This window comes from Mycobacterium tuberculosis H37Rv, from assembly GCF_000195955.2.
Classification (GTDB): Bacteria; Actinomycetota; Actinomycetes; order Mycobacteriales; family Mycobacteriaceae; genus Mycobacterium; species Mycobacterium tuberculosis.
In genome coordinates this window covers 2,240,101-2,251,888 of record NC_000962.3, presented here as the reverse complement: position 1 = coordinate 2,251,888, position 11,788 = coordinate 2,240,101, and the positions used below count along the sequence as shown (strand labels likewise).

The window sequence follows — 11,788 nt, the reverse complement described above, 5'->3', positions numbered from 1 at the left end:
ATGAGATGTCTAAACCCCGCAAGCAGCACGGAGTTGTCGTCGGGGTAGATGGTTCGCTCGAATCGGATGCCGCCGCCTGTTGGGGTGCCACCGATGCGGCGATGAGGAACATTCCGCTGACCGTGGTCCACGTGGTGAACGCCGATGTAGCGACGTGGCCGCCGATGCCGTATCCGGAGACCTGGGGGGTTTGGCAGGAGGACGAGGGTCGCCAGATCGTCGCCAACGCCGTCAAGCTCGCCAAAGAGGCGGTTGGAGCGGATCGAAAGCTCAGCGTAAAGAGCGAGCTCGTATTTTCCACGCCGGTACCTACCATGGTTGAAATCTCCAACGAGGCAGAGATGGTGGTGTTGGGCAGCTCGGGCCGGGGAGCGCTGGCCCGAGGCTTGCTCGGTTCGGTCAGCTCGAGCCTGGTGCGACGCGCCGGGTGCCCGGTCGCGGTCATCCACAGCGATGATGCGGTGATCCCTGATCCGCAGCACGCTCCCGTGCTGGTGGGAATCGACGGTTCGCCGGTTTCGGAGCTTGCGACGGCGGTGGCATTTGACGAGGCGTCGCGCCGCGGCGTCGAACTGATCGCCGTGCACGCGTGGAGTGACGTCGAAGTGGTGGAACTTCCGGGTTTGGACTTCTCGGCTGTACAGCAGGAAGCGGAGCTTAGTCTCGCCGAACGCTTGGCAGGTTGGCAAGAACGCTATCCCGATGTGCCGGTGAGCCGGGTTGTCGTTTGCGATCGCCCGGCGCGGAAGCTGGTGCAAAAGTCGGCGTCCGCCCAGCTTGTCGTCGTTGGCAGTCATGGCCGAGGTGGCTTGACCGGCATGCTTCTGGGGTCGGTCAGTAACGCGGTCTTACACGCCGCGCGGGTGCCAGTGATCGTGGCACGGCAGTCGTGACTACTTGGCTTGGCTACCGCCATGGACTCACCGACCAACGACGGCACGTGTGACGCCCATCCTGTGACAGATGAGCCTTTCATCGATGTGCGCGAAACCCACACCGCAGTGGTTGTGTTGGCCGGCGACCGGGCGTTCAAGGCGAAAAAGCCTGTGGTGACGGATTTCTGCGACTTCCGCACGGCGGAACAGCGTGAGCGCGCCTGTATCCGGGAATTCGAGTTGAATAGTCGGCTGGCCGCGCAGAGCTACTTGGGCATTGCCCATCTCAGCGATCCAAGCGGCGGGCACGCCGAACCGGTCGTCGTCATGCGGCGTTACCGCGACAAGCAGCGGCTGGCGTCGATGGTGACCGCCGGCCTGCCGGTCGAGGGTGCCCTGGACGCGATCGCTGAGGTGTTGGCCCGGTTTCACCAGCGCGCACAGCGTAACCGGTGCATCGATACTCAAGGCGAGGTCGGTGCGGTGGCGCGGCGTTGGCACGAAAACCTGGCCGAACTTCGCCACCACGCGGACAAAGTGGTCTCCGGGGATGTGATTCGGCGGATTGAACACATGGTCGACGAATTCGTTTCCGGGCGCGAGGTTTTGTTCGCCGGCCGGATCAAAGAAGGTTGTATTGTAGACGGCCACGCGGATCTACTGGCCGATGACATCTTCTTGGTGGATGGCGAACCGGCGCTGCTGGATTGCTTGGAGTTCGAAGACGAGCTTCGCTACCTCGACCGCATCGACGACGCCGCCTTTTTGGCCATGGATCTGGAGTTCTTGGGCCGCAAAGATCTTGGGGACTACTTCCTGGCCGGCTATGCGGTGCGTTCGGGTGATACCGCCCCGGCGTCGCTGCGCGACTTCTACATTGCTTATCGCGCGGTGGTGCGCGCGAAAGTCGAGTGCGTGCGATTCTCCCAGGGCAAACCGGAGGCCGCTGCGGACGCCGTGCGCCACCTGATCATCGCCACCCAACACCTACAGCACGCTACGGTCCGGTTGGCGCTGGTCGGTGGCAATCCGGGCACCGGCAAGTCGACCCTGGCCCGCGGGGTCGCCGAACTGGTGGGGGCGCAGGTGATCTCAACCGACGATGTGCGCCGGCGGCTACGCGATTGCGGAGTAATCACCGGGGAGCCCGGCGTTTTGGACTCCGGGCTCTACAGTCGTGCCAACGTTGTGGCGGTCTACCAGGAGGCGCTGCGCAAAGCCCGCCTGCTCTTGGGTAGTGGGCACTCAGTGATCCTCGACGGTACCTGGGGTGATCCGCAGATGCGCGCCTGCGCCCGGCGTCTCGCGGCGGACACGCACTCGGCGATTGTCGAATTCAGGTGTTCGGCGACGGTTGACGTGATGGCCGACAGAATCGTTGCTAGAGCCGGGGGCAACTCCGACGCCACCGCCGAGATCGCGGCGGCCTTGGCCGCCCGGCAAGCGGACTGGGACACCGGGCACCGGATCGACACGGCGGGGCCGCGTGAGCGCTCCGTGGGACAGGCCTACCACATCTGGCGCAGCGCGATCTGAGAACGCCGAAAGGAAAACCGATGCCAACCATCACTGTCAGCAGCACATCGTCGCTGTGTGGTCAAGCGCTCTCGGGCAACCCGACTTTCGCCGAGCATCTGGTCCGGATGGGAATCACCTCAGTGTCGGTCCATTCGGGCGCGATTGCTGCTACCCCGGGGTCGGTCGCGGCCGCCGAACGCCGATTGTTGCTGGAATCAGCTCGCGGTGACGCCTGACACCCGGATGCCGGCATCGTCGGCCGCCGGGCGCGACGCGGCGGCCTACGACGCCTGGTATGACTCACCCACCGGGCGGCCGATCCTGGCGACCGAGGTCGCCGCGTTGCGGCCGCTCATCGAGGTCTTTGCCCAGCCACGCTTGGAAATCGGTGTCGGTACAGGACGTTTCGCCGACCTGCTCGGCGTGCGGTTCGGACTCGATCCATCCCGTGATGCGCTGATGTTCGCACGCCGGCGCGGCGTCCTGGTCGCCAATGCCGTCGGCGAGGCGGTCCCTTTCGTCAGCCGGCACTTCGGGGCGGTCCTCATGGCATTCACGCTCTGTTTCGTCACCGACCCGGCCGCCATATTCCGGGAAACGCGGCGTCTGCTCGCCGACGGCGGCGGCCTTGTTATCGGGTTCTTGCCTCGCGGGACACCGTGGGCCGACCTGTACGCTCTGCGCGCGGCCCGCGGACAGCCAGGCTACCGCGACGCCCGCTTCTACACCGCGGCCGAACTCGAACAACTGCTCGCAGACTCGGGATTCCGGGTCATCGCCCGCCGCTGCACGCTGCACCAACCGCCGGGACTCGCCCGGTACGACATCGAAGCCGCCCATGACGGTATCCAAGCCGGCGCCGGCTTCGTTGCTATCTCGGCGGTCGACCAAGCGCACGAGCCTAAGGATGATCACCCACTCGAGTCGGAATAGCCACCACGACGCCGTTCCTTGGGCCGGGTGCGGGACAGGCCGGCTGGGTATCCGATTGCGGTTGAGCGCGGACGCGATCGTCATCGCCAGACCGGTCGGGCATTGCCTGCCAATCGGCGTTTACGTCACCCATTCCGGCTGCGAGGACACCTCGACGGCACCGAAGTCGTTGTGTGCCAGGCCAGCTACGGTCCCGCCGTCGACCACAAATTCCGCGCCGGTGGAATAGCTCGACTCATCGCTGGCCAGGTAGACGACGAGGTTGGACACTTCCACGGGTTCGGCCGCGCGGCCCAGCGCGGTCTGGAAGATGTCTTCGGGGACCCAGTCAGTCATCGGCGTCTTGACCAACCCAGGGTGAATCGAGTTGACTCGAATTCCGCTGGGCCCCAACTCGAGAGCGGTGGACTTGGTCAGCCCCCGCACGGCGAACTTGGTGGCGGTATAGCCATGACAAGCAACCGTGCCGGCCAGCCCCTCGATCGACGAAATGTTGATGATGGAGCCGCGACCAGCCTCTTTCATTGGCTTGACGACAGCGCGGATGCCCAGGAAGACTCCGGTCAGGTTGACATCGAGGATGCGCTGCCATTCGGTGAGGGCGTAGTCCTCGATCGTCCCGATGTTGAGAATGCCGGCGTTGTTGACCAGCACGTGCAGGCCACCGAATGCGGTGACCGCGGTGTCCACCGCAGCCGTCCATTGCGCGGGTTGGGTAACGTCGAGATGGACGTAGCGGGCCGCATCGGCCAGTTCGGCGGCCACCGCCTTGCCCTCCTCGTCGAGGATGTCGCCGAACACAACCTTTGCGCCTTCGGCCACCATCGCCCGCACATGGGATGCACCCATACCGCGCGCCCCGCCGCTGACAAGTGCGACCTTTCCTATCAACCGTCCAGACATGGATTCTCCTCGTGCTTCGATGCGTTGCGGACCTTGGTTCATGGTGGTCGGCATACCGCCGATTCGTCCAGACGGTTATAGCCTGCGCAGCAGCGCTGCCGCGCGCACGTCGTCGCCGACGACGAAGTGCATGCGCACGACGTCGTCGTGCTGCTCGTAACGAATGGTCAGCGGTTCGCCGGACTTGATGGGGCTGCGGTACTCGAGCACGGCGCGGTAGGGTGCCGTCAGGGTGGGTATCTGGCAGAGTATTTCGTGCACACCGTGCCAGTAGATGGTGTTGTTGACATGCTCGAACGGGTCAATATCCGTGCGACGCAAGGGAAATGGTGTCTCGGTACCATCGATGTTCGGCCCGGTGAGCCATGGGCGCCACTTGAGCCGGTGGTTTTCGGTGGTGCTGCCGAAACGTGCGATGCAGTCATCGGTGAGACGGGACGGCGTCAGGGTGTCTTTGTTCACGCAGATCCAGAACCCTTCGGTTTCGATGCGGCCGCCGGCGGATCCTTGCAGCTGCACACGCATGCTGCACCACCTGGTGGAAAGCGCTGCGCACCACCGGTGAAAGGTGATGTCGCTGGGTAGCTCAATCGGGTTGATGACATCGATGACCGTGCGCAGGACAATCCAATGGGGATGGACCTCTGCCAATTGGGCATCGGCGAGATGCTCGGCACCGACCTCTTGGATATAGCGCGCCACACCGTCGAGGCGCAGTTGTTGGTGCTCGTCGATGTCCGTTGTGGCCAGTCGCCAACCCGTTGTGTAGACGTATCCCGAGCTGGGTCGCTCGACAAGCGCCAAGTCGACATCGCGGTTATGGTGCACGGCCGATCCTTAGCGTTGTTCGGTTGTTGCGGTGGCGGCGTCGAGCAGCTTCGCTAGCTGGTCGCCGGCGGTGCCCAACCTCTTTTGGAACATCGACACCACCCGCTCGCGCACCCGCGGCTTGTGAGACAACGGCGGCAGCAGGTCGGCGAGCAAGTTCAACCGCGCCGAGCTCAGCCAGTCCGTCAGATCGGGGTCGTTTAACCAGCGCTGAAAGTTGCCTAGATCGGAGTGCATCAGACGCATCCAGTCCAGATCGCAGTCCGGGTGTGGAATCGGGGTACAGAGTTCGTTTTTCACCGCGTCGTCCTCGTAGGCGAATTCGACGTGCGCGATAAACGCGGCGCTGAACACCTGTTGGCATCCGCGCACGGCTTGCAGGGTTAGGTGGTCTGCGTCGAAAACCGGCTTGGCTGGACGTTGTGGTGCTCCATCGGCGGTGCAGTCAATATAGAGGGCCGTGGGTGTGGCGGGAACCGATCCGCCGTCGAGCACTATCGTGGTGGGCTCGATGCGTTGGACGTGGCCCATCCTGACGATGTCGCGGATACGGCGCAGCTGCTCGAGTTCGAGGTGCGACACAGTGGCGCAGCGATACATGCTCGGACGCACCGAGGGGTCGATGCGCAGCAGGGTTCCGGCGGTCTCTAGTCGGTCGAACAGATCGTCGGTCGAGGTCGCGGCCCCGATGGCCTCGAGAGTCGCACCGTAGCTTTCCCTGAACTGCCTGACGAATGTGGGCCCGGGCTGCAGCGTCGCTCGGTCGATCAGCCAGGAATCACGCGGCATGATCCAGGTCAGCTTGTCAGGGCAGACGTCGTTTCGGAGCAACCATAGGCAGACGTCCATGCCGGTCTTGCCGGCACCGACGACCACGTAGCGATCCCGGGTGCCGAGTTTGGGCAGTTCGTTTGGAGCGACGCAGTCGACGCCGGGTGCAACCGAGTACGGCGCCGGCCGCATCGACGGTACGACGGCACGCAGGTAGGTGGCATCGACGATGCGCCGATTGACGGTGACGACGTATTCGGTGCCTGCCAGTGTCCGGAACCGGCCGTCGCCCAGGTATTCGCTCATCGGGAAGTAGTCAACCCGCCCGGTGGGGAGCAGTTGCTGCTGCAATACAGCATCGAAGTAGGCGCATATCTCGCCGACTGGTGCCAGTTCGTTCAGTCCCTGGTTCCAACCGACGAGGTCAATGGTGTTGTTGCCTAGTGCCCTTGAGTTGACGCCGTAATAGGCCGATGGCTGGTGTAGCCGCACGAACGGGTAGGCGGTGGTCCAATGTCCACCAGGTTGACATGCGCGGTCGATCATGACGACGCGCGCACCGGACTCGGTGATGAGGGTATCCGTGAATGCCATTCCCATCGCTCCGGCACCTATCACCAGGTAGTCGGTTTCGATGGTTTTCGCCGGCCCTTGCGTTGGCCTGGGCCACGGGTCGTTCATGGGCCCTCCTGTGCGGATTGGAATTTGTGACAACGAAATCGGGCGATCGGTGAGCAATCGTCGCCGATGCAAGACACGCTTTCGCTGCCGCGGCGTCAGGTGGAGTTTAGGCCAGCGAACAACGTAGACCGGCCACTGACCAAACCCCAAACCCACAAACCCTGGACGCATGCGGGTCTCGGGCGTCAAATTCCGGGTAGATATCGTATACCGATATCGGATGCCGTAGCCTTATCGAGGCATGAGACGCCCGCTAGACCCACGCGATATTCCAGATGAGCTGCGGCGACGGCTGGGGCTCTTGGATGCGGTGGTGATCGGGCTTGGGTCCATGATCGGTGCCGGAATCTTTGCCGCCCTGGCCCCGGCCGCGTACGCGGCCGGTTCTGGGTTGTTGCTCGGGTTGGCAGTGGCCGCGGTGGTGGCCTACTGCAATGCGATCTCGTCGGCGCGGCTGGCCGCGCGCTACCCGGCCTCGGGGGGCACCTATGTGTATGGCCGGATGCGGCTGGGCGACTTCTGGGGATACCTGGCGGGCTGGGGCTTTGTGGTCGGCAAGACGGCATCGTGTGCGGCGATGGCGTTGACGGTCGGCTTCTATGTGTGGCCCGCGCAAGCGCACGCGGTGGCCGTCGCCGTGGTGGTGGCACTGACCGCGGTGAACTACGCCGGGATACAGAAGTCCGCCTGGCTCACCCGGTCGATCGTCGCCGTGGTGTTGGTGGTCTTGACCGCAGTCGTGGTCGCCGCCTATGGCTCCGGCGCTGCGGACCCGGCGCGACTCGATATCGGTGTAGATGCACACGTCTGGGGGATGCTGCAGGCGGCCGGCCTGCTGTTTTTCGCGTTCGCCGGCTATGCCCGCATCGCCACGCTGGGGGAGGAGGTCCGCGACCCGGCCCGCACGATCCCACGCGCCATCCCGCTGGCGCTGGGCATCACCCTGGCGGTGTATGCCCTGGTCGCCGTGGCCGTGATCGCTGTGTTGGGTCCGCAGCGGCTCGCGCGGGCCGCCGCCCCGTTGTCGGAGGCCATGCGGGTCGCGGGGGTGAACTGGCTGATTCCCGTCGTGCAGATAGGGGCCGCGGTGGCCGCATTGGGCTCGCTACTGGCCTTGATTCTCGGGGTCTCCCGCACCACCTTGGCGATGGCACGCGACCGGCACCTACCGCGCTGGCTGGCCGCCGTGCACCCTAGGTTCAAGGTGCCCTTTCGTGCCGAACTGGTGGTTGGCGCGGTGGTGGCGGCGCTGGCGGCGACAGCGGATATCCGTGGTGCGATCGGCTTTTCGTCCTTCGGTGTGCTGGTCTACTACGCGATCGCCAACGCCTCCGCCTTGACTCTGGGGCTCGACGAGGGCCGGCCCCGCCGCCTGATTCCGCTGGTGGGACTGATCGGCTGCGTAGTCCTGGCGTTCGCGCTGCCACTCTCCTCGGTGGCCGCCGGGGCCGCGGTGCTCGGTGTCGGTGTGGCGGCATACGGTGTGCGCCGCATCATCACTCGTCGAGCACGACAGACTGATTCTGGTGATACCCAACGAAGTGGTCATCCGTCCGCAACCTAGTTGAATCGGCCAGCGGCGACGGGTCTCACCGACTGACCCTGCTGACGCGGGTCACACATACAATCAGGCCCATCCGCCAGCAGGGAGGTAGGGAATGAGTTTCCACGATCTTCATCACCAAGGTGTTCCGTTCGTGTTGCCCAACGCCTGGGATGTGCCGTCGGCCCTGGCCTACCTCGCGGAGGGCTTCACGGCTATCGGCACAACCAGTTTCGGGGTCTCGTCCAGCGGCGGGCACCCGGACGGGCACCGCGCCACTCGCGGCGCCAACATCGCACTGGCGGCCGCCCTGGCACCGCTGCAATGCTACGTCAGCGTCGACATCGAGGACGGATACAGCGACGAACCCGACGCCATTGCTGACTACGTCGCACAACTGTCGACAGCCGGAATCAATATCGAGGACAGTAGCGCCGAAAAGCTCATCGACCCCGCCCTGGCAGCCGCTAAAATCGTTGCGATCAAACAACGTAACCCCGAGGTGTTCGTCAACGCCCGCGTCGACACCTATTGGTTGCGCCAGCACGCCGATACCACCAGCACGATCCAGCGCGCACTTCGCTACGTCGATGCCGGCGCCGACGGCGTCTTTGTCCCACTGGCCAACGATCCCGACGAACTTGCTGAGCTCACTCGCAACATTCCGTGCCCGGTTAACACGTTGCCCGTGCCCGGCTTGACGATCGCCGACCTTGGTGAGCTCGGGGTGGCCCGGGTGTCAACCGGTTCAGTGCCCTACAGCGCGGGGTTGTATGCAGCGGCCCACGCGGCTCGGGCCGTGAGCGACGGAGAGCAGCTGCCACGGTCCGTACCGTACGCCGAACTGCAGGCACGCTTGGTTGACTACGAGAACCGCACGAGTACAACGTAACTGGCTAGTTCCGACCTGGTAACTCTGGCCGGATCGACCGCACGCACACCGTACTCACGGACGGGGCATCATGGCGGTTGCGCCCGTATTCTCGGCAGCAGCGTGTCGGTGGCCACCACAATCGTGATTGCGGTCGCGACAGCGAATATGCGCACCCACACCCCGATATCGATTGGCGCGGTGTCGAACACCATATTCATCGCGGGTAGATATGTGATCGCGAATTGCGCGATGGCCTGCGCACTGACGCCGAGGATGATCCAGCGGTTGGCGAACATGCCGAGCCGCCAGGCCGATCGGGTCAGCGACCGGCAGCTGAACAGATAGAACGCCTCGACGACGACGAACAGGTTCAGCGCCGCCGTGCGCGCCTCATGCAGGCCCGCGCCATTGTCGAGCTCCCATGCAAACAGCCACCACGCGCTGGCGACGAGCAAGGTGGAAACCAGAAGAGTCCGCCTGACAAGCCAGCCGGTCAGCAGCGGTTGGTCGGGGTCGCGCGGTGGCCGGGTCATGATTCCGGCCTCCTTGGGCTCGAACGCGAGCATGAGTCCGAGCGCGATCGCTGTGGTCATGTTGATCCACAGAATTTGGGTGGGCAGAATCGGCAAGGCGACGCCAACAGCGATGGCGGCCAAGATCACTAGGCCCTCACCGAGGTTGGTGGGCAGCGTCCAGGTGATGAACTTGGTCAGATTGTCGAATACGCCGCGGCCTTCCTCGACCGCGGCTTCGATGGTGGCGAAGTCGTCGTCGGTCAACACCATGTCGGCGGCATCCTTGGCGACCTCGGTGCCACCGCGGCCCATCGCGACGCCAATGTTGGCCTGACGCAAGGCCGGGGCGTCGTTGACGCCGTCGCCGGTCATCGCGACGACGTGCCCCCTGGCCTGCAATGCTTGCACCAACCGCAGCTTCTGCTCGGGAGAGACCCTGGCAAACACGCTGGCTGTATCCACGGCCTCCGGGTACTGGTCTGCGCTCAGCGCGGCCAGCTCGGCACCCGTCAGGACCGAGCCTGCCGCCGGTTCAGTGTTGTCGAGCAACCCCACCTCGGTTGCGATCGCCGTGGCGGTGCCCGCGTGGTCACCGGTAATCATTTTTACCGCAATGCCGGCACTGTGGCAGGCCGCCACCGCCGATGCCGCGGCCGCTCGTGGTGGATCGCTCATCGCTTGCAGGCCGGTCAGCGCCAGCGAACCTGGTATCACGTTTTCGTCGAAGTCGTCGGGAGTGCCGGCGCCGGCACCCATCCCGGTTGCCAGCACCCGCAACCCCCGGGAAGTCAACATTTCGGTGGCACGCAACACGGTGGCGCGGTCCAGCGGCCGCAATGCGCCGTCGGCGCCCATCTCGGTGCCGCACAGGTCGAGCATGCGCTCCACAGCACCCTTGGCCAGCACCACATGATCCGTCCCGTCGCGATGCAGGGTGGCCATGTATTGCCGCTCGGAACTGAACGGTATGGCTGCCACTTGCGGCAGAGTTGTCGCCAGCCGCTCCGGGTTGAAGCCGGCCTTGGCGGCCACGACGAGCATCGCGCCCTCGGTGGGATCGCCGACGATCTGCCAGCGTGTGCCGTCGCGAACCAGTGCGGCGTCGTTGCTGCAGGCACCGGCCAGCAGCGACCAGCGAAGGGCCGCATTGGCATTCACCGGAACCGGCGCGTCGTCGGTGTCGCACAGGAGGACGTCGGGTGCATAGCCCGTTCCGGTCGCCCGGATCTCACCGTGGGGTGTCCAGATCGACTGGACCGTCATCTGATTCTCGGTCAGCGTTCCGGTCTTGTCGGCGCAGATGACCGTGGTGCTGCCCAGCGTTTCCACCGCGGGTAGACGTCGAATGACCGCGCGGCGCTTGGCCATCCGGGCCATGCCGATGGCCAAGGTGATGGTCACGGCGGTGGGCAGACCTTCGGGAATTGCCCCGACCGCCAGCGCGATCGCAGCGGTGAACGTTTCGACGGCATCTTGCCGGCGCAGCAAACCCACGCCGAACGTGAGCGCTGCCAGACCCAGGATGGCGATGGTCAGAAACTTGCTGAACCACGCCAGCTTCGCGGTCAGCGGTGTGGCGACAACCTCGGCGGCCCCAACGAGCCGATGAATCTCACCGAGTTCGGTTTCGGCGCCGGTCGCGACGACGATCCCGGCGCCATGGCCCGCGGTTACCAATGTGCCGGAATACGCGATATTGCGACGATCAGCGACCGGTGTGCCCTCCGGCAACGCCACCTCGTCCTTGTGAACCGGCGTCGACTCGCCGGTAAGTGCTGACTCGTTCACGCTCAATCCGGTCTGTCGCACCAGCCGCAAATCGGCGGGAACCTTGTCACCGGCCGCTAACAGCACAAGGTCACCGGGAACCAGCTCTTCGGATGGCATTGTGTGCTCGTGACCCTCGCGCACCACCTTGGCGTGGGTGTGCACCATGGAGCGCAGGCCCTGCAGTGCGGCCTCTGCCTTGGATTCTTGAATGAAACCCACGATCGCATTGATCACCACCACACCGAAGATCACTGCGGCGTCAACGAATTCCTTAAGACCGGCGGTGATCGTCCCGGCAACGAGCAGAACGTAGATCAGCGGGTGATGAAACTGCCGCAGGATGCGGGCCAGCAAGCTAGCGCGCGTTACCACCGCCAAGGTGTTGGGCCCGAAGCGTTCTAGTCGTTGGGCGGCCTCGCCGTCGGACAGCCCGTGATATGGATCGCTCTCCAGCAGCAGCACCACTTCATGTGCTGGCAAGCCATGATGAGCCGTCGTGGCAGACACTGACGCCGACAATCACCTCACCTCGCAGCCAGACGCTCAACCGACGGTTGGCTCAACCCTGCCTAACGGT

9 protein-coding genes are annotated in these 11,788 nt (G+C 64.6%); 5 read left to right on the top strand and 4 right to left on the bottom strand.

Features of this window, described 5'->3' with window-relative positions; genetic code table 11:
- The first annotated feature begins 5 nt into the window (after positions 1–5).
- From Rv2005c to Rv2003c, 3 genes are read left to right on the top strand one after another with little or no spacing between them, the layout of a single operon-like run.
- The gene (locus tag Rv2005c; RefSeq protein NP_216521.1) at positions 6–893 is read left to right on the top strand and encodes a universal stress protein; all 888 of its coding nucleotides are present in this window, start codon (positions 6–8) and stop codon (positions 891–893) included.
- A 21-nt stretch (positions 894–914) separates the two neighbouring features.
- A complete protein-coding gene (locus Rv2004c) occupies positions 915–2,411 on the top strand; it encodes a hypothetical protein (RefSeq protein ID NP_216520.1) in 1,497 nt (498 codons plus the stop codon).
- 57 nt (positions 2,412–2,468) lie between these two features.
- Positions 2,469–3,326 (top strand): hypothetical protein, encoded by an 858-nt coding sequence (locus Rv2003c; RefSeq protein NP_216519.1) that lies wholly within the window; start codon positions 2,469–2,471, stop codon positions 3,324–3,326.
- A 120-nt stretch (positions 3,327–3,446) separates the two neighbouring features.
- On the opposite strand, the gene fabG3 is transcribed toward Rv2003c, so the two are convergent.
- The 3 genes from fabG3 to Rv2000 form a co-directional block, all read right to left on the bottom strand.
- Positions 3,447–4,229 (bottom strand): 3-alpha(or 20-beta)-hydroxysteroid dehydrogenase, encoded by a 783-nt coding sequence (gene fabG3, locus Rv2002; protein ID NP_216518.1) that lies wholly within the window; start codon positions 4,227–4,229, stop codon positions 3,447–3,449.
- Positions 4,230–4,304: 75 nt separating this feature from the next.
- A complete protein-coding gene (locus Rv2001; protein ID NP_216517.1) occupies positions 4,305–5,057 on the bottom strand; it encodes a hypothetical protein in 753 nt (250 codons plus the stop codon).
- Between the two features lie 9 nt (positions 5,058–5,066).
- Positions 5,067–6,680 carry a hypothetical protein gene (locus Rv2000; RefSeq protein ID NP_216516.1) on the bottom strand — a complete coding sequence of 538 codons (1,614 nt, stop codon included), beginning with the start codon at positions 6,678–6,680 and terminating at the stop codon, positions 5,067–5,069.
- A gap of 70 nt (positions 6,681–6,750) precedes the next feature.
- Here Rv2000 and Rv1999c point away from each other — a divergent pair, with 70 nt between their 5' ends.
- Together Rv1999c and Rv1998c are read left to right on the top strand one after the other, a co-directional pair.
- Complete coding sequence (locus Rv1999c; protein NP_216515.1) at positions 6,751–8,073, top strand: transporter; 1,323 nt, start codon at positions 6,751–6,753, stop codon at positions 8,071–8,073.
- Between the two features lie 94 nt (positions 8,074–8,167).
- A complete protein-coding gene (locus Rv1998c; RefSeq protein NP_216514.1) occupies positions 8,168–8,944 on the top strand; it encodes a hypothetical protein in 777 nt (258 codons plus the stop codon).
- A 68-nt stretch (positions 8,945–9,012) separates the two neighbouring features.
- Here the strand turns inward: Rv1998c and ctpF are convergent, their stop codons facing one another.
- Positions 9,013–11,730, bottom strand: coding sequence for a cation transporter ATPase F (gene ctpF / locus Rv1997; protein NP_216513.1), 2,718 nt, complete (start codon positions 11,728–11,730; stop codon positions 9,013–9,015).
- Between the last annotated feature and the right edge of the window lie 58 nt (positions 11,731–11,788).

Bases quoted from the DNA above. Each gene is read 5' to 3' on its own strand.
- Rv2004c (NP_216520.1), top strand. From the start codon at position 915: ATGGACTCACCGACCAACGACGGCACGTGTGACGCCCATCCTGTGACA.
- Rv2005c (NP_216521.1), top strand. From the start codon at position 6: ATGTCTAAACCCCGCAAGCAGCACGGAGTTGTCGTCGGGGTAGATGGT.
- Rv2000 (NP_216516.1), bottom strand. From the start codon at position 6,680: ATGCGTCCAGGGTTTGTGGGTTTGGGGTTTGGTCAGTGGCCGGTCTAC.
- Rv1998c (NP_216514.1), top strand. From the start codon at position 8,168: ATGAGTTTCCACGATCTTCATCACCAAGGTGTTCCGTTCGTGTTGCCC.
- Rv1999c (NP_216515.1), top strand. From the start codon at position 6,751: ATGAGACGCCCGCTAGACCCACGCGATATTCCAGATGAGCTGCGGCGA.
- fabG3 (NP_216518.1), bottom strand. From the start codon at position 4,229: ATGTCTGGACGGTTGATAGGAAAGGTCGCACTTGTCAGCGGCGGGGCG.